At 37.5% G+C, this 19132-nt stretch carries 19 protein-coding genes; 15 read left to right on the top strand and 4 right to left on the bottom strand.

Annotated elements, in window-relative coordinates; genetic code table 11:
• Positions 1-494: 494 nt before the first annotated feature.
• From NSQ62_RS12260 to NSQ62_RS12245, 4 genes are all read left to right on the top strand, one after another.
• Entirely contained in the window at positions 495-1400 is a 906-nt protein-coding gene (locus NSQ62_RS12260) for a cation diffusion facilitator family transporter (RefSeq protein WP_341320419.1), read from the top strand.
• 290 nt (positions 1401-1690) lie between these two features.
• Positions 1691-1927, top strand: a complete 237-nt coding sequence (locus tag NSQ62_RS12255) for a hypothetical protein (RefSeq protein WP_341320418.1) — start codon at positions 1691-1693, stop codon at positions 1925-1927.
• Positions 1917-3863 carry an insertion element protein gene (locus NSQ62_RS12250; protein ID WP_341320417.1) on the top strand — a complete coding sequence of 649 codons (1947 nt, stop codon included), beginning with the start codon at positions 1917-1919 and terminating at the stop codon, positions 3861-3863. Before NSQ62_RS12255 ends, NSQ62_RS12250 begins: the two co-directional genes overlap by 11 nt.
• Positions 3864-4019: 156 nt before the next feature.
• Complete coding sequence (locus NSQ62_RS12245) at positions 4020-4505, top strand: peptide ABC transporter substrate-binding protein (protein ID WP_341320416.1); 486 nt, start codon at positions 4020-4022, stop codon at positions 4503-4505.
• Between the two features lie 456 nt (positions 4506-4961).
• On the opposite strand, the gene NSQ62_RS12240 is transcribed toward NSQ62_RS12245, so the two are convergent.
• Both NSQ62_RS12240 and NSQ62_RS12235 read right to left on the bottom strand, forming a co-directional pair.
• Positions 4962-5606, bottom strand: coding sequence for a hypothetical protein (locus NSQ62_RS12240; protein WP_341320415.1), 645 nt, complete (start codon positions 5604-5606; stop codon positions 4962-4964).
• Between the two features lie 351 nt (positions 5607-5957).
• Positions 5958-6173, bottom strand: coding sequence for a hypothetical protein (locus NSQ62_RS12235; RefSeq protein WP_341320414.1), 216 nt, complete (start codon positions 6171-6173; stop codon positions 5958-5960).
• A 524-nt stretch (positions 6174-6697) separates the two neighbouring features.
• Here NSQ62_RS12235 and NSQ62_RS12230 point away from each other — a divergent pair.
• From NSQ62_RS12230 to NSQ62_RS12200, 7 genes are all read left to right on the top strand, one after another.
• Entirely contained in the window at positions 6698-7078 is a 381-nt protein-coding gene (locus tag NSQ62_RS12230) for a GntR family transcriptional regulator (protein ID WP_341320413.1), read from the top strand.
• Complete coding sequence (locus tag NSQ62_RS12225) at positions 7075-7938, top strand: ABC transporter ATP-binding protein (protein ID WP_341320412.1); 864 nt, start codon at positions 7075-7077, stop codon at positions 7936-7938. The genes NSQ62_RS12230 and NSQ62_RS12225 overlap by 4 nt, the downstream gene beginning before the upstream one ends.
• On the top strand, positions 7931-8557 hold the full coding sequence (locus NSQ62_RS12220) for an ABC-2 transporter permease (RefSeq protein WP_341320411.1): 627 nt from the start codon (positions 7931-7933) through the stop codon (positions 8555-8557). Before NSQ62_RS12225 ends, NSQ62_RS12220 begins: the two co-directional genes overlap by 8 nt.
• A 248-nt stretch (positions 8558-8805) precedes the next feature.
• Positions 8806-9501: a hypothetical protein gene (locus NSQ62_RS12215; RefSeq protein WP_341320410.1), complete on the top strand. Its 696-nt coding sequence runs from the start codon at positions 8806-8808 to the stop codon at positions 9499-9501.
• Between the two features lie 288 nt (positions 9502-9789).
• Entirely contained in the window at positions 9790-10455 is a 666-nt protein-coding gene (locus NSQ62_RS12210) for a hypothetical protein (protein ID WP_341320409.1), read from the top strand.
• Positions 10456-10838: 383 nt separating this feature from the next.
• Positions 10839-12764, top strand: coding sequence for a translation factor GTPase family protein (locus NSQ62_RS12205; RefSeq protein ID WP_341320408.1), 1926 nt, complete (start codon positions 10839-10841; stop codon positions 12762-12764).
• 142 nt (positions 12765-12906) lie between these two features.
• Complete coding sequence (locus NSQ62_RS12200) at positions 12907-13611, top strand: metal-binding protein ZinT (RefSeq protein ID WP_341320407.1); 705 nt, start codon at positions 12907-12909, stop codon at positions 13609-13611.
• Positions 13612-13712: 101 nt separating this feature from the next.
• Here NSQ62_RS12200 and NSQ62_RS12195 read toward each other — a convergent pair whose 3' ends face one another.
• The gene (locus tag NSQ62_RS12195; RefSeq protein ID WP_341320406.1) at positions 13713-14309 is read right to left on the bottom strand and encodes a TetR/AcrR family transcriptional regulator; all 597 of its coding nucleotides are present in this window, start codon (positions 14307-14309) and stop codon (positions 13713-13715) included.
• 289 nt (positions 14310-14598) lie between these two features.
• Here NSQ62_RS12195 and NSQ62_RS12190 point away from each other — a divergent pair, with 289 nt between their 5' ends.
• A complete protein-coding gene (locus tag NSQ62_RS12190; RefSeq protein ID WP_341320405.1) occupies positions 14599-15357 on the top strand; it encodes an SDR family oxidoreductase in 759 nt (252 codons plus the stop codon).
• A gap of 87 nt (positions 15358-15444) precedes the next feature.
• On the opposite strand, the gene NSQ62_RS12185 is transcribed toward NSQ62_RS12190, so the two are convergent.
• Positions 15445-15804 carry a helix-turn-helix domain-containing protein gene (locus NSQ62_RS12185; RefSeq protein ID WP_341320404.1) on the bottom strand — a complete coding sequence of 120 codons (360 nt, stop codon included), beginning with the start codon at positions 15802-15804 and terminating at the stop codon, positions 15445-15447.
• A 284-nt stretch (positions 15805-16088) separates the two neighbouring features.
• Here NSQ62_RS12185 and NSQ62_RS12180 point away from each other — a divergent pair, with 284 nt between their 5' ends.
• From NSQ62_RS12180 to NSQ62_RS12170, 3 genes are all read left to right on the top strand, one after another.
• Entirely contained in the window at positions 16089-16514 is a 426-nt protein-coding gene (locus NSQ62_RS12180) for a MarR family winged helix-turn-helix transcriptional regulator (RefSeq protein WP_341320403.1), read from the top strand.
• A 155-nt stretch (positions 16515-16669) separates the two neighbouring features.
• Positions 16670-18010: an NtaA/DmoA family FMN-dependent monooxygenase gene (locus NSQ62_RS12175; RefSeq protein ID WP_341320402.1), complete on the top strand. Its 1341-nt coding sequence runs from the start codon at positions 16670-16672 to the stop codon at positions 18008-18010.
• Between the two features lie 53 nt (positions 18011-18063).
• The gene (locus NSQ62_RS12170) at positions 18064-19071 is read left to right on the top strand and encodes an MsnO8 family LLM class oxidoreductase (RefSeq protein WP_341320401.1); all 1008 of its coding nucleotides are present in this window, start codon (positions 18064-18066) and stop codon (positions 19069-19071) included.
• Positions 19072-19132: the final 61 nt, after the last annotated feature.

Genomic DNA, 19132 nt, shown 5'->3' with positions numbered 1-19132 from the left:
TATGTAACGGGAACGGATGTATTAGTAGACGGCCGTAGATTGCGATTATGGCACGTAGTCCACACAAAAAATCGAAATTGCGTCATGCAGTTTCGATTTTTTGTGTTTTATAGAGAAATTAGGCTAAGAGTCCAGCGTATAAGAAAAGGTGCAACTCCAAATGATACCCACGTAGATTGTCGCCCAAAAAATAATTGGGGTAATGGTAAAAAATGTTTCTATTTAACTTCATTCCTGTCCGTCTTATCACTTTATTTCTATACTTTATACGTAATACCTTTTTACATTATATGTTGAATTGTCACTTCAAGAATGTTTGAAAAAAATTCAAGAACTATCTACAATACAACAAAATCAATAACTATTAGTCGTTTTTTGTCCGATTTTTTGCTATAATAAATGAAAACTACATGTTCGAGAGGTTACTCCTTTTCTATTTTTGAAAAGGGGTAACCTCTTTCGTGTTTGCAGATGTTTTTCGGGGAGGAAACACTTTGGAGCAGTATACAAACTTACGTGCTGGAGAAAAAGGGGCTTATTTGTCGATTATTGCCTATATTTTCTTGAGCACACTGAAATTAATTGTCGGCTATATGGGCGATTCAGAAGCGTTAAAGGCAGACGGATTAAATAATACAACGGACATTATTGCGTCGATTGCGGTGTTAATCGGCTTGAAAATTTCACAGCGCCCACCTGATGATGATCACCGCTATGGTCATTTTCGTGCAGAGACGATTTCTTCACTTATCGCCTCATTCATTATGATTTATGTTGGGATTGAAGTATTAATTACAGCGGTCAAAAATATCATGCACCCAATTAACCAGGAGCCGAGAGCACTTACGATTGTTGTGGCATTATTCAGTGCGGTTGTCATGTTTGCGGTATATAAATACAATATTGCGCTGGCCAAAAGGATTAATAGTAGCGCGGTCAAAGCAGCGGCGTATGATAACCGTTCCGATGCGTTAGTCAGTATTGGGACAGCGATCGGGATTACAGCGGCGATCTTAGGGTTTGTCATTGTCGATACGATTACGGCATTTGTTATTGGCTTAATTATTATTAAAACGGCGATTGAAATTTTCAAAGAAGCCGTCTTTTCATTAACAGATGGCTTTGACCCAGAGTTAATTGCGTCGATTGAAAAACATGTGGCAGACATCCCGCGCGTACGTGAAGTTGTTGAAGTACGAGGTAGGCATCATGCGAGCTTAACGTTAATCGATGTCACGGTTTGTGTGAATCCGCATTTAAATGTCCGTGACTCACATGCCATCACCGAGCAAATCGAAAAAGCGGTGCAGCAGCTCGATCCTTTTGCGACAACGCTTGTGCATATTGAGCCGTATGAGCCAAAAGCAGTCGTAATTTGCGAGGATGATTATCATTTTTAAAAGGGATAAATGACCGATTTACTCTAAATGAGTATAAAAAAAGGATTAGCATAACACTTAACCCGTTCAGTTGTCTGGTACAAAATAAGAATTAAACACATAAATAGACTGCTAATTAGCACAACAATTAGCAGTCTATTTTTTATTGATACATAAGGCTTTCTTGTGGATTTAGAGTATTTTTAACAGGTTAATTGGCAATAATATTAACAGGATAACAATAGTTATTGTAATGTGATAAAATCATGCTAATTAGTTTGTTAATTATAATGTTAAAAGAGGTGTTAAAATTGAAGTTTATTGAACCGAAAAACTTAAAAACATCTAAAGTTAATTGGTCACTACCTCAAAAGACCATTCGACTGGTTGAACACTACGCTGAATATACAGGTTATTCAGAAGAAGAAGTTGTAGCACGATTCTTGGATAATTTACTTCTCGATGAAAATTTCAAAGTGCATATTAAAAAGAAACGAAACAACAGAAGAATACTCAAAGATTTGGAGTTGAACGAGTATGATTTATAAGGAGCTTTTTCCATCCCATCTTCGTGCTATTGAAATTGATTTACCTATTTCGGATGACGAATTGAAAAGTCGCAATCTTGAATACGACAATTTAACTCCCAAAAAATTCAATACACTTAGAACCAAGAACGCTTTTAATCCTGTTACACTTAAATACAAAGGATTAATACACGAAATTCAATTTAACGCCTGTACAAACCCTTTGTGCAAAAATTACGGTCTGCCACAGGAACGGTTTGAAATTAAATCAAAGCCTTATCGTTATAAAATATCTGGAAGTAGTAGAGATGCCAATTTTATGATTTGTAATCCTGAACGTGTTGACCCTACTTCTCCCCCCACCAATAACTGCTCAACTATCGCTATTTCAAATTGGTCTGTTGCAGAAGAAATTGAACGATTAATTAGAATCAATTCGCTTTTACCCGTAGCAAAAGAATACGACTTTCACAAACCTGCTTGTCCAAACGAACATCATACACCTAAATCGAATTCAGAAAGTTTTTATAAACGCGGTAAAAATTCAGCTAACTCTCAACGCTATCAATGTAAATCATGCAAAAAGATTACAAGTGTACTACCAAGCAAAAAGGAGAATTTAAAGTTTAATCAAAAACGAAATGAAATTTTGCCGACATTCGCAAAATTGCTCGTTAATAAGGTTCCTATCAATCGAGCTTGTGAAATATTAGAAATTGCTAAAGGAACGTATTATCAGAAATTAGAATGGCTATATAGATGTTGCCTTGAATTTTTGGAAACTCACGAAACGAAAAAATTAGCGAAAACCGAATTTCCCGAAATGTGGATAACAACAGATAAACTGCACTATGTTTTAAATAATGTCTTAAAAAAAGGAAGAGGAAAGAATAAAGGAACGGCTATCGAAGACAAACAATTACCAACCTATATTGTTGCTTCTGCCGATAAAGACTCTCGATACGTATTCCGTTCAGATTTATGCTTTGATTGGGATATTTCTTTGGAGGATGTTATTTCAAATACCTTGACTTATAAGGAAGACCATCTGGCTGGTTATTTAAGGAGATATGAAAGGTTTGGAAGATACGGAACCGCTCCTATTGAACCCACACTAAATGACACACAAACCAGAGAAGAATATTTAAAGGAATTAGAGCAGTTTAATTTAAGGAGCAACTTTGTAGATGGTCTTCACGTAGGACAAACCTATACAAGCATTGCTCATTTTTGGTTGTTAAAACAAATGATAAATGCGAAAAAATGGCGATTTATCTCCGATGAAGATGACTCGTTAAAAAAATCAATCTTTAGTGTTTTTAAAGAGGAAATCAAAAATAAGAATGGTCACTACTTCCTTTGTTTAACGGATAAAAGTTTGACAAGAAAACAAGCGAAAGACTTACACTTACAATCTATATCAGAGCTAAAACATTGGGCGAAGGCAAATGGTTATATCTATCGTAATCTTGAAGAACTTGCAGTGTGGTATTTGGAAGAAGAACTTAAACACCATCAATTCCAAGAAAGGAATGTCGCACCTAATAGTGAAATTTATTATAAACAACTAAGAAATCGGATAGACCATCCGATTCCCTCAAAGGACAGAGGGAATCGAAAACTGGATGTATTGACTGACCTAAATCATTTAACGGAATATCAACTCGCAACCGCACTTATACAAGTTGATGACAATGCGATTAATGCCTTTTTTCAGACAGTACGTAGAAGATTGTCTATTTTAGAAAGACCTCTCGTAACGGCTCGTGGAGATGGAAAAAGTTACATTTATGCGAATTTTAATCCCAAGTATTCTCAAATGGCGATTACAATTCTTCGAACGTACTATAACTTCTGTCTGACTTTTAAATCTAATGGAAAGGATGAAACACCTGCTCAAAGACTTGGATTAGCGACTAAAGTGTATTCTTGGGAAGATATTATCTATAAAAGATGAATAAATTTAACAGGTGCAATTGAATTATAAATTGCAACACCGAGATTTTAAAAAAACAACGTTTTAGGGAATATTTACAATACGATTGTATCGTATAAGTGGTTTTTTGTAACGAAATTAAAATTATACCGTCAAATAAGAAAAGGAGGGATAAAATTGAAATTTAGATTTTTTAGTATTCTGTTTATTATGTTGTTTTTGCTATCTGCTTGCAATACTGGATTAGAACCAAAGGAACATTTAGGAGAAATATATACTGTTGCATTGGACTCTATTATGGAACAAGATGAAGCATTAAGTAGTGAAATGAAATATATAGCTATTGATATGAGTAATTTTGATGATGTGGATGAAGATAGTAAAAAAGAAATATTAAGTTATTTTAAAGAAAAATATAAAGTCGATGTGATGGATGCTACTTTCGAACAGCTTAAAGAAAAGGGATTATACAATCAAGATACATTGTCTTTGGATGGTGTACTCCTTAGAATAGAAAAAGTTGAATTTAAGGTAAACGATAATATCTTTTTTGAGGGTTCTAAGTATCGTTCGGGTTTAGGAGCAGTTGGAGTAGAGGTTACAGTTCATCATAAAGATAATAAATGGAAAGCAAAAGAAGTGAAACAGACTTGGATTAGTTAATTATTACGGTGTTACTGGAGCTTTTGTTGAATATTGAATACCAAAGTATTTAAAAAGGACTTAGTTCATTAGGTGAACTAAGTCCTTTTATGTGTCAAAGTTTATGCTAATTTTCGTGTCGATTGTAGTGGTAATTTCCTTGTCAATATTCTGCTATTTCCAATGCTATTTTCAATGTTTGTACCACTGAACTGAACGGGTTACATAACACTCTGCTAATCTTTTTTTGTACTAAAAATTAAATTCGCTGTGACATTTTTTATTAAGGTTATCTCGGTTGTGAGCAATTTTACTACAATCAGTAGCATCAAGTTATTGTAGACACAGCTGTAGGGGGCTAATAAAATGTGGCAAGAAAAACTCGACAATGTTTTGATTACAGATGCTGATTTACTAAGTCTTGCTGCTAAGGCGATTGTGGATAGTAAATAAAAATGGTAATGGACTACAGTAAACTTAAAAAGCAAGTTGAATATTTGTCACATTTTTATCATCATCTACCCATAAATAAACCTCTTTAAATTTATGGGTAAAATATCTAATTGCTAATGAATTTTTTAATGAATCATTTAGAACCCAATCATCTATTGAAAAAATAAAAAATGGTTGGGAATTACACCTATATAAATATGGTAAAATAGAATCGAAATCATCATTTTCATATTTTTCCACTTTATCTGGTACAATTTTGTATGTTTTAGGTGGTGTCCACTCTCTAAAACTATAGTTTTTATTGAAGTCAAAAAGGTCTTCGATAATTGGATTTCTATTTTTTTTAAGAATGTGATCTACGGAACTTGTTTTAGGGTTCTTTAGTATTATTTTGATTGGATTTTTACCGTTTGTTACTACTTTTGGATTATTGAAATGTGCAACTACAGACTCTAATATCTCGACAGATATTTTTGTTTCATTTAAAAAAATTGAAGCACGTGAGTTGGGAAATCTTGCTGTAAGGGAAATATAGAATTCTGTTAAAACATTGTACTTTTTATTGATTTTTTCAATATCAGGGATATCTTCTATTGAAAAATCAACATATTCGCTTTCTTCTAAATCATTCGTAGACAAGTTTATGTTACATTCTTGGATCCAATTCATACATCTTTTCCTCGCTTTTCTTCGATTTCGAAAATAGAAGGGTTACTTGCCAACGCAGAATACGTTCAGGTTGCAAGAGTTCTGAAGGTTCCTCCAAGGTATGCCTTGTAATGACCTTTTGGCAAATTATAAAAACCTGCTTGATCTTCAATAAAGGAGAAGGTGTATATAATCAATAATTGAAAAAGTAGTTTTTATAAGTCTTGCATCCACCGTTTAAAAAGTCGGAGTCCTTTTTCAGAATAACTTCTACGTTACTAACGTTGATATAATCACCCTTTACTTTAATTACCCAATCACAATAAGCATCTTTACCACTTGTTTTACATACAATATTTCCTCCTGCAAAATCTAAACCTTAGTTTTTATTTCATCATTTGAAGATTCAGGAGAAAATAATATTGAGGCTTCATTTAACCCAAAAGATTGTTCTTTATCAACAGATATATTACTTTCTGTAATGAAAGGTGTCTCTAAATTTTCAGCAAATAATTCATATGAACTAAATGCATAAACTGAAATAGTTAGTAAAAATAAGTATATAATTTTTTTATATTCTTCCTTCATTTATAAATGATTTTTTCCAACTAACCACTTAATTGTAATATATATTAAAAAACAAGTGAAACTTAGTTTTTACATATTTACAAAATATTTGTTATTAGTAGAAAAATAGTATATTTTAGGAAGTTTAACAGATTTCGTATACTTAATACTTGAATAAGAACCTTCCCCTTTATACAAGTCGGTCGTTATATAGATAAATAAAGATACAAACGTTTGCAACTTACTTTTAATCGAACTTTACTAAAAAGCTACATTCGGGACAGTACAATCCAAATTTGACACTTTTGTATTAAAATTATATTCAGAGAAGAACAATAAAGGGATTTGACAATTTAACCTGTCATAATTACCATTTTAACTTAATTCATTGGGGTAAAACCCCAATGAATTAAGTTAAGCCTCTGGCGGATGTCACAGAAATGCTTCGAACAATTTTGTTCGAAGCGTTTTTTTTATTGACAAAACTGTACATAAAAATTATAGTGTGTATATACGGTATATACACTAAGAACACGAGGTGTGTTATGAACATCATTATTAGTAATGCGAGTGATAAGCCCATTTATGAGCAAATCTCGTCGCAAATTAAAGCACAAATTATGAATGGCCAGCTACAAGAAGGTGAATTATTGCCATCCATTCGTGTGATCGCAAAGGAATTAAAGGTTAGTGTCATTACTACAAAGCGTGCTTATGCAGACCTAGAACGCGATGGCTTTATTGAAGTCGTGCAAGGAAAGGGTAGCTTTGTGGCGTCTCGCAATATGGATTTTATTAGAGAAGAGCAGCTTAAAAACATCGAAGCGCTACTACAAAAATCCGTCGACATGGCCAAGATGAGTGATATTTCTTTAGAGGAATTAATGGAAATGCTGTCATTAAGCTATAAAGGAGAAGACCAATGAACGCAATTTTAGAATTGAAAAATGTAACGAAGCATTATAATACCTTTTCACTAAACAACGTGAACTTAACAATCCCAAAAGGTAGCATTGTTGGATTAATCGGCGAAAATGGTGCTGGAAAGACAACAACCATTAAAGCAATGATCGGTGCTATTCATAGAGATGCGGGGGAAATCACGATATTTGGGCAGCCGTTTGATGCATCAAACAAAGACGTGATGCAGCAAATCGCTATCGTCATGGAAGGGAGCTTTTTCCATGAGGAGCTGTCGCCAAAGCAAATGGCAAAAGTATTAAAAGGGCTTTATAAAAAGTGGAACCAAGCGACATTTGAGCGTTATTTACAGCAATTTAACTTACCCATTACGAAAAAGCTTAAGGAATTTTCAAAAGGGATGCGCATGAAATTATCCATCGCAATTGCACTTTCTTATGATGCGAAGTTACTTATTTTAGATGAACCAACTAGCGGTCTTGACCCAATTGTGCGCAATGAAATTTTGAACATCTTTCAAGATTTCATTGTCGATGAAGAGCGCTCGGTTTTACTTTCTTCACACATTACAACAGATTTAGAAAAAATCGCAGACTATATTGCCTTTATGCATAACGGTCGCATCATTTTAAACGAAACGAAGGATGATTTAATTTACAAGTACGGCTTAGTGAAATGCAGTGAGCAGCAATTCGAAAAGCTCGATCAAACACATGTCATTGGCTTTGAGAAGGGAGCTTATTCGGTGCAAGCGTTAGTGAACGATAAGCAGCAACTACAGCTTGCCTACCCTGAGTTAACGATTGATGCGCCTACAATTGAAGACATTATGCTGTATTATGTGCGAGGTGAAAAAAATGATTAGTTTAGTGTTAAAGGATTTATTAAATTTACAGAGCTATTTAAAAACAATCGTTGTATTTGTAGCCTTTTATACGGTGTTAAGCTTTACAATGGCGGATGTGAGCTTTGTTGCGGGGATGCTGATTATTTTATTTGCGATGATTCCGATTTCATCCTTTTCCTATGATCAGCAGGCAAAATGGGATGTCTTTGGCCAAACCTTGCCTGTGACGAGAAAGCAAATCGTCCTAGGAAAATATATTGTCGCGTTGATATTCATCGTTCTAGGCTTTGCGCTCTCATTTGTAATCACCTTCATCGCGACATTCTTTAAGAACGATACAATCGATCTGATGGAGTTATTTATCGGAAATGGCATGATTGCGCTAACAGGTTTAATTCTACTAGCTATTATGCTCCCGCTTATCTACAAATTTGGCGTAGAAAAAAGTCGCATAATGCTCATGACTATTGCTCTAGTGCCAACGTTTGGCGTGATAATTCTCGCAAACCTAGGCTTTACCATTCCAAGAGATTTTAACTGGCAGCTTGTAGGCTATAGTGTCCCAGCTCTTGCGGCGATTGGCTTTGTTTTGTCATTTACAATTTCTACAAAAATATATTGTGCAAAAGACTTTTAAATATAAAAACGCTATTCCAATTATTTACGGAATAGCGTTTTATTAGTTTTGTTGGATAAAAATCCGGCACTGGAAAATTAAATACGTTTTCACTTGATGTCGCATGTTTACAGCAAGAGCTAATAAAGTATACATTTAGATACAAATAACGTTCCCAAATGAAACTTTGGGGACCAATCCCCCTTATTCAATTGAATGGAGATAATTTCATTTAGAATGACATATTCTTTTCATAAGGAGATGTTACATTGAATAAAGGAAAAGTAATTGTTGAGGTACTTGGTGCCTCACTATTAGTTTCAGTACCTTTTATTTATTATCAGGTTTTAGGTGCAGAAAATGAAATGAAATCAGAGACTCCGCAAGAAGTTACGGCATCAGAGGTATTAAATTTCGACGATTTAGTAGTTCTAATATCCAATAGTTTAATGGAACTAGATTATGGTCTTTGGTTAAGTAATAAAGAGTTGCCAAATAATCAATATTTACTACACGTAAAATTGCCGAGATATAATGTTACCCAAAAGGTTACAGAGGAATTACTACAACGAATTGAACAGGTAATAAGCGAGCATCACTTTGATAGACAGAACTTTTTCATTAAGATAACGACTTATATTGATACAGCAGAACAACCTTCTTCACAGGAACAAGAAGAATTAGATACATTTTACAAGGAACTTAATAAAGATGGTGGATTTTTTGAACAGGTCGGAAAAGAGTTAGATAAAGCTGGATACTCTTATGCAGAGGGATACAGTATAGTTGGTATGGTTTATGCTCCAAATGAAGTAAATCTACAAATTATTGCTCCAAATGAAGCAGTAACTGAGCAAACACAAGTTGAAATAAATCGTATTTTTAAAAGTCAAATGACAAAGTTTAAATTAAATGGTGTAGTTACTGTTAATGCAATCCATATTAGTGAACTAAATGATTCTTAGTTGAATAGAACATACAAAATAAATTTAAATAATGTTCCCAAATAAAAGCTTGGTAACATTTCAAACAGCGACAACACTGTAAAATCGGTGTTTGTCGCTGTTTTTTATAGAAATATTGCTCTGAGACGCTGTGAAAATTTATTTTAAAGAGGACTGTTCAATCCACTCAATCTGAATGGAGGTAACATATAAATAGAATCTCAATGAAATGTTACCAAAGGACGTTTTGGGAACGATTTATGGAATTTTTTAAGTATACAAGGCGTACCTTTTTAACGGAGGGATTATATGTTAAAAAGAATATTGATTATTATTGGAATACTTCTAGTGGGAATAACAACATTTAGCCTGTTAAATAAGCCTTCAGAGGACAATACTGCTGTTGCAAATAAAGGGGAACAAAGACCTTCATTAACTAAAGAGGAAAAGCTAACTTATTCTATATTAGACTCAATAACAGAAAAAATTCATGAGAAATACGAGGATTTAAAGTTTTCCGTAGGTTCGACCTCAGTGAAAGAATTGAGGGTACAAATTGCGGAGAATGAGGATTATTTTAATTCAGTAAAAGAAAATATTGAATCCATTGCAAAAAATGAAATTAAATCTTCCATATTAAAAGACTATACAGTTATTGTAATGAGATTGGATTTATCTTCTTATTTGACTGAAGAACAACAAAAAATTAATGACGAACTTTCACTCATAACAAAGCCTTTAAACGAAGCTCTTAAAGCAGATTACGACGTATATAAAAATATAACTACAAGTTCTGAAAAATCCATTACTATATATACATCAATAAAAGGAACAGGTAAAAATGCAAAAGAATTGGCAATGGAAATTGAAGATTCAATAAAAAAAATCTTACAATCTAAAGAATTCGATTCAGTACCTCAAATTGACTCTTATGAAATTAAAATATTAAATGCCAAAGGGAAAGTAGTAAATTAGCTAACCTATAAGGATGAAGAAAATTTTTGTATCAATAAGAGAACGAGTGACTATTGTGTAACATCGATTTATAAAATATACAAAATAAATCCCATAAACGTTCCCAAATCAAAGTTTGGACACGTAACACAAAGTGGTAAACGTTGTGAAATCAATGTTTGCCGCTTTTTTAGTCGTGTATTGTTTATACACTATTTTATACAGAGTGTACAAACGTTTGGGGTGGTTGTATTTATGCTTGCAGGGGGCAGTCTACATCTTGCATAAAATGATGCATATTGCTTTATGTGAATTTGAGCATTTCTAGCATTGTCTGCTCTTTTTTTCTTTCATTGAGGGGTGTGTTATACTTTTTCAAAATGGCATTGAAAGCGGTGGATTTTTTGTATAAAACAATCGGGGTATTAGCGCACGTCGATGCCGGGAAAACGACATTTAGTGAGCAATTACTTTATCATACACAAGCTATTAAAACACGAGGGCGCGTCGATCATCAGGACGCCCATTTAGACAATCATGCCATTGAACGCGCACGCGGGATTACCATATTTGCCGAGCAGGGGCGCTTCGTTTATGACGGGGTTACCTATAACCTGATCGATACGCCAGGCCACGTCGATTTCGCACCGGAAATGGAGCGCGCCGTCCATGTGATGGATGCGGCAATCCTTATTGTGAGCGCGGTTGACGGCATTCAAGGGCATACGGAAACGGTGTGGCAGCTCTTAAAACAGCGCGTGGTGCCGACGTTTATTTTTTTGAATAAAACGGACCGAGAAGGCGCGGATGTGGAAGGCGTAATGCAGGCGATTCGTCAGGAGCTTTCACCGGATGCGCTTCTTTACAGCGGCATGAATCCTACGCTAAAAGAATGGCTAGCGGAGCGCGATGAAGTGTTAATGGAGTTGTTTTTTGACGATCAATTAGATGATGCAACGAGTTTTGCTGCCTTGCAAACACTTGTACAAAAGCAACAGGCCATCGTTTGTATGGGCGGCTCTGCTTTAAAGGATGAGGGCATTATGGCCTTTTTTGAAGACGTGCATCAGCTAACGAAAACAGATTTTAACGAAGAGGCAGCGTTTCAAGCATCGGTTTTTAAAATCCGCCATAACGAGCAGCAGCGCTTAACCTTTCTAAAAGCCATGTCAGGGACATTGAACGTCCGCGATGAATTTACGTTTGGCGACAAGACAGAAAAAATTACGGAAATCAGGCTTTATAATGGCGCGAGCTTTACGACCGTGCAGCAGGTCAGGGCGGGGGATTTGTTTGCGGTCAAAGGCTTATCAACACCAATTATTGGGGATGTGATTGGCGCTTCATCGGAAAAATCGCAGTTTGATATGGTGCCCACACTGCAAGCGAAGGTCAATTATGACGGGCCACTGCATGTGAAGGAATTGACACGCATCTTCCGTGAACTCGAAGCGGAAGAGCCGAGCTTACGCGTTTTCTGGAATGAGCAGTTTCAGGAAATCTCGGTGCATGTGATGGGCGTTATTCAGCTTGAGGTACTCGTGGAAGTGCTAAAGGAGCGTTTCTTCGTAGAGGTGACATTTGGCAAACCGCAAATTTTGTATAAAGAAACGATTAACGCTTCGGCAGTCGGCTATGGTCATTTTGAGCCGCTCAAGCATTATGCGGAAGTACATATCAAGCTTGAACCAAATGCGCGCGGGCAGGGGATCACGTTTTCAAATCAGTGCCATGCCGATCATTTAACCGTTGGGCACCAGCGTTTAATCGAACAGCACCTATTTGAGCGCGCGCACCACGGCTTATTAATCGGCTTTCCGGTAACAGACATCCATGTGACGTTACTGACAGGGCGCGCACATAATCAGTATACAGCTGGTGGTGATTTCCGCGAGGCGACCATCCGTGCATTAAGACAAGGGCTTGAACAGGTTGAAAATGTCCTACTTGAGCCGTATTACCGCTTTAAAATGAAGGCGAGTAATGAGTATATTGGGCGTATGATGAGTGATATTCAACAAGCGAGTGGCACATTTGAAGCGCCTATCTTAACGGAAGACAGTGTCACGATTCATGGCCGCGCACCGGTCGCGACCTTTATGGATTACAGCACGCAGTTTGCGGCGTTTACAAATGGCAAGGGTGCGCTCACACTTATGTTTGATGGCTATGATGCGTGCCATAATAAAGAACAAATCATCGAACAAATCGGCTATAACAAAGACGCCGATCCGCTGTATAGTTCGTCGAGTGTTTTCTTAGCGAAGGGCAAAGGGTATAGTGTGCCTTGGCAAGAGGCAAAAGCAGCGATGCATTGTGATGTTGAATAAATGGTGCCGCAAATTTAACTTCGTCTCTTTATTGAGACGAAGTTTTTTCTTTAACAGTAATAATTACGATTTGTATTGACATCTAGAAAAGGTATCTCTATAATCGTAAAGTGTAATCATTACTATTTAAGGAGAATTTATTATGAAGACAAAGGCAAGCAAATGGATTGGTGCTTTCGCAATGAGCGCATTACTAGTAGGCTGTAACGCAGAAGAGGATACAGCAAAGAATAACGTAGAAGAGGTAAGTGCAGCGGTTAAACAAGACGATCATGACCACGACCATACTCACGCAGACGACGAGGCAGCGAAAAAAATTTATGCCGGTTATTTTGAAGAAGAGCAAGTGCAAGCGCGTGAGTTAACGGATTGGGCAGGCGATTGGCAATCGGTTTACCCGTATTTACTGGATGGTACGTTAGATGAAGTGTTTGAATATAAAGTGAAAAACGGTGGCACGATGACTGTCGATGAATACAGAGACTATTATGATGTAGGCTATAAAACAACAATTGAGCGTATTGTCATTGCAGGCGATCAAGTAACGTTTACGGACCAAGGTCAAGAACGTACAGGTACTTACATTAATGATGGCCATGAAATTTTAACGTATGAAAAGGGCAATCGAGGCGTACGCTATAGTTTTAAATTAGCAGAGCCGACAGAAGGGCTGCCAGCGTATATTCAATTCAGTGACCACAGTATCTTCCCAACGGTAGCAGGCCATTATCATATTTATTTAGGCGATGATCGTGCAACGTTATTAGAAGAAGTTACACACTGGCCAACCTACTATCCATCTTCTATGGATGGTCATACAATTGCCCATGAAATGATGGCGCATTAATACGTAAATCTTAAGAAATAGCTGCTGAATGTGGATGCTAGCTGTTAAATGTCAAAGCCCGTTTCCTCTTGATGGAAACGGGCTTTTTATTTTGATTTACTTTATTTCTGAGTAATATTCATAGTCTTAACTCTAGAAGTATAGAAACTCCTAAATTGTTCCGTCATATAAGGGGCAGTTTCTTCGAAGTTATTGCGAATCCAATATTTAATGAGCCCAATCATTGCAGCTACTTGATAGTGTAAAAACAGATTGTAATCGATGGAAGGGTCTGTTTTTTCCTGCACAAGTTGAATGTTGGTTGAAAAGAGAGCTAAGCAAGTTTGTTCCATCCGTTCATAAATAGTTGGAGGGATTTGTAGACGATCTAAAGCGCTAAATAATTGTTTGTTTTCCGCTATGCAATCAAAAATTAAACGATCTGATGGTACGTCACCGTCTAATCCAACAATTTGGCCTTCTTCATAAGGCGACATCACGGCATGTGTATAGGCTTGAAGGGCTTCATTAAAAAGTGATTCGGCCAATTCATGCTTATCTTGGAAATATAAATAGAAAGTACTTCGATTAAAATCAGCACGTTCTGTAATTTCTTTTACTGTTATGTCTTCAAAAACTACATCTTCTAACAGTAATTCCATAAAAACTATTTTTATTGTAGCAATGGTTTTTAGTCGCTTTTTTTCTTGTCGATTCATAGAGACTCCTCCTTTTGTAGACGGCAGCCATTTTAAGAGAATAGAATGAATGCTTTTCTGTTAGTTAAAATTATAAGGGAACAAGAGAGTATTCGCTATTCCTCGAATTGATTGAAAATACTAAGTTTACAATGTTAACACCATTTCACAAAAATACTCGACACGAACGATAGAAGTGTTGAATACTCGACATTGCTCATTTCATTAGTGATTGTTTCAGAAATATAGGTTCTCTACAATGAAGAGGCAAAGTGCATTTAAAATTATTCATTTCAAAGGAGTGTATCTAATGGGTAGATTAACAGGTAAAGTCGCTTTAATTACAGGTGCAGGGAATGGTCAAGGCGCAAGTGAAGCGTACTTTTTCGCAAGAGAAGGCGCAAAAGTCATTGCGACAGATATCGAATTTGATCGTTTAACAGAAGTAGTCAATGAAATTAATGCAGAATACCCAAACAGTACAATTGCTTTAAAACATGATGTATCTTCAGAAGAAGCATGGATTCAGGTTGTAGAAGCAGGTGTTAAAACGTTTGGTAATATTAATGTTTTAGTCAATAATGCCGGTATTGCCACGACAACACCATACACAGAGTTAACGTTTGATGCGTTCCAACGTACGATGAGCATTAATGCATGGAGCCAACTTGTAGGGATCCGTACAGTTGTGCCATACATGAAACAAGCTGGTGCTGGCTCTATTATTAACATTGGCTCACTTGCAAGTAAGATTAATGCGGGCGGATTCTCGGCTTATACAATGAGTAAAGGTGCTGTTGAAGCGATGACGCGCTCAGCTGCAGCAGAATTAGGCCCAGTAGGTATACGTGTTAACTCTGTGCACCCAGGTGGCATTGCAACACGTATGGTAACGGAAAATAAAGATATTACACAAGAAGCAGTTCGTCAAATCGAAGCAGCTCTTCCGTTACGCCGTTTAGGTACAGCGGATGAAGTCGCTCATTTAGTTGTCTTTTTAGCAAGTGATGAATCAACTTATATTACAGGTGCTGAACATATCATTGACGGTGGGCAGTGGATTCAGTAATTAAATAAAGTGAATTATTAAAAACAGATGGGTTCACAAATAGGAGCCCATCTGTTTTCATTGATTTGTTTGCAATAGGAAATCCATTTATTCGACCTGTTCGCCAAACTGATCCCCAAACGCGCGCATCAATTCGAGCATCGGTAGCAGGGCTTTTCCTTTAGGGGATAACGAATATTCTACACGGGGTGGCACTTCTGGATACACCACACGTTCAATGACGCCATCTTGCTCTAATTCACGTAATTGTTTCGTTAAAGAACCTTGCGAAATATTATTTAAAAAAAGTTTAATTTCGTGAAAGCGGCGTGTGTTTTCTTTCAAATACCAAAGGATTAAAAATTTCCAACGACCTGAAACGATATTTTGCGTATACGCGATACTGTAAAAGTCGCGTTGATGCTTGATCGCCTCTTTGTCAAAACCTTCATTACATACTCTTGCCATGTTGTAACCTGCTTTCTACGCCATGGTACAAAAAAATGTACTATGTGCATTTTTATTGCCTACTTTTAAATTCGAAATATGCATTGTATGCTTAGTAACGTACTAAATAGACAATGTCTCATGAGAACGAATCGTTTTAGCAGGCTCATCTTATCACATATTTAGTTAGCAAGCTAAGTATTTAACGTAGGCTGTGACGCATGATCTTGTTACGTTGACAATTACAAAAGTCCGTTGATATAGTTAGTAGGCTAAATAAATGGACGGAATGTGAGGGACTAGTTATGACAAATAAAGTGGATTGTGACATTCGCCAAGCGCTAGATAAAGTGTCATTTCAAATGCGTCGCGCATACTCGGAAGAATTAAGAGAATTAAACCTATATGTGGGGCAAGATAATTTACTAGCCCGCTTGTGGACAGGGGATGGCCTGACGCAGATGCAACTAGCCGAGCATTTAAAATGTGAGCCACCTACTGTAACCAATATGGTCAAATCGCTAGAACAAAACGGCTTTATTTATCGTAAAAAAGATGCAGTAGATGGACGTGTGATGCGCATCTATTTGACGGACGCGGGCAAAAATCTGCAAGCGCCTGTTGCGAAAAAGTGGCAGTATCAACAAGAAAAATTACTGCATGCAATTTCGCCGGATGAACGTATAGTCTTACTGGACTTACTAAAACGAATGGAACATGGGTTATCGTAAATAAGCAATGAGCTACCTGCATACTTCTTCACCAAGTGAGTTAGTGGAAGTAAGTAGGGAAAAATAGTTAGCATACTAAATAATTTCATGCGTAGTTGGTGTTTATAAAAATAAATAGTTAGCAAGCTAATTATTTGGCGAAAGGGAGAGAAGAAATGGAGAACAAAAGACAAATGCAACTGGCTCTGCAAATGAATTCAGGATACGGAGCTGAATTTTCCGCATGGCGCATGCCTGGGGCGGACCCAGCAGCCTATACAAATATGGATAGTTATGTGGCACGTGCCAAACTTGCGGAAAAAGGGAAATTCCACATGATTTTTATCGCAGATACAGCAGCGTTAACGGTCGACTTGAACATTCATACACCGATGTTTCCAATGGACCCGATGCTTGCACTTATGGCAGTTGCGCGTGAAACGAAACAGATTGGACTGGTGGCAACCGCTTCCACAACATTTAATTACCCGTATAATTTAGCGCGTCAAATGAAGGCGTTAGATGTAATCAGTGGTGGGCGTGTAGGTTGGAATGCGGTGACAACATCTGAGCCGAGAGCCGCTGCAAACTTTGGGGCGCAAATTGATAGCCGAAGCGTACGGTATGACAAGGCACATGAATTTATTGAAATCGTCCAAGCACTTTGGGGAAGCTGGGAAGAGGATGCGCTAAAACTCGATGTCGAAAAGGGGCAATTTGCCGACATGTCGAAAGTGCAGCCAATTAATTTAAGTGGCGACTACTATGCATCGCGCGGACCATTACCGATTCCACCTTCTAAACAAGGACAACCGGTTTTATTCCAAGCAGGTGGTGGCGAGGAAGGGTTACGACTTGCGGGACGCTTTGCTTCAGGTGTGTACGCAAATCCGTATGATATCGAGTCAGCAAGAGCGCATCGTGCAGCGTTACGTGAAAGTGCAGAGGCGTTTGGACGTAATCCAGACGATATTAAAATGTACGCGGGCTTTATGTTCTCGATTGGGAAAACCGAAGAAGAAGGGCTAGAACGCCGTCGTAAACTGATGAGCTTTGATCCTGGTGAAATCACGGGACGCGTGCAGTACTTAGGTGCGATGGTGGGCTTACCATTATCGGTTCACACAATGGATATTGATCAACCGCTGCCAGAAGAAATGCGCGCGCGTATGTACCCTAACCGAATGGATCCCCGTTCGAAGCGTGCTTATGACTTATTACAAAGCGGTTTATCTGTTCGTGATGTGTTGGCACATGGAGTCATTAATTATCATCCGGTTGTGGCAGGAACGGCAGAGCAGGTGGCGGACTTTTTAGAAGAGTGGTTTTTAGCGGGTGCGTGTGATGGGTTCTCGGTTGTGCCAGATAGCGCGCATGACGGGGTGCAAGATTTTGTGGAGCAAGTGGTGCCGATTTTACAACAAAGAGGTCTATTTCACACGGAATATGAAGGGAAAACACTACGCGAAAACATGGGTGTTCCTTATGAATATGGTCGTCAAGAGGAGCACGTTTAACAACGAAGCAGTAGTGAAAAGCTGTGAACAACACAAACGATATGGAGGATTGCATGAACTATTCAATCTTAGATTATGTACACATTTTTAAAGGGCAAACGCCTCAACAAGCGCTATCAAATACAAAGGAAACGCTGCAATTAGCAGATTCGCTGGGCTATGCGCGTTACTGGTTTACTGAGCATCATAATTCAACGACAATTTTTAGTATGGCACCGGATCTAATGATGATGCTGGCCGGTACACTTACGAAACGGATGAATATTGGTGCTGGTGGCATCATGCTTCCAAATTATAGCCCGTATAAGGTAGCAGAAAATTTTGCAACGTTAGAAGCTGCATTCCCAGGGCGCGTCGATTTAGGCATGGGGCGTGCATCGGGCACGGACTTTTTAGCGAAAATGGCACTTCAAATGACACGTGAAAAAATGTATGAGCTCAATACAGCGGATCAAATTCAAGAAATCATTTACCATTTAACAGGCACGTTTCCAGAAGGGCATCCTTTGCAAACATTGAAAATCCCGGGCACACCGTTAAAGCCAAATTTATTTATGTTGGGCTCGTCAGCTGGTGGACTAAGCTTAGCGGTGAAATTTGGCTTGAAATTCGCCTTTGCAGGTCAATTGAATCCACGTCAGGATCTAGAATTTCTAAATCTCTACAAGCAGCAGTTTGCTTTACAGGGCCATGAAGAGAAACCATATAGCATGTTATCGAAGTTTATTTTTGTAGCGGATACGGAAGAAGAAGCACAGCTTGCGGCGTTACCTGCTGAAATCAGCTGGATGAAGATGTTTATGGGGGCTAAACCTGATGAACTGCAATTATTTTCACTAGAGGAAGCAGCGAATTATGAATTTACGCTGCACGAACTCGCGATCCGTGAACAAAACAGAAATCGCTTCATTATTGGGAATCCAGCGCAAGTGAAAGCACAGATGGAAGCGCTAAAACATACAGCAGAACTCGATGAAATCATGGTCGCTGATTTTTATGCCGATCAACAGACACGTTTAAAAGGCCATACATTATTCGCACAAATCATGCAAGTATTATGAGGTTACTAAATAGATGCTTTCGCAGAGAGAATTAAAAAATAAATCATTTAAAGGGAGAAAT

The sequence above is a fragment of the Solibacillus sp. FSL H8-0523 genome, assembly GCF_038051985.1.
GTDB lineage: Bacteria > Bacillota > Bacilli > Bacillales_A > Planococcaceae > Solibacillus.
This window is presented reverse-complemented; position numbering and strand designations above follow the sequence as displayed.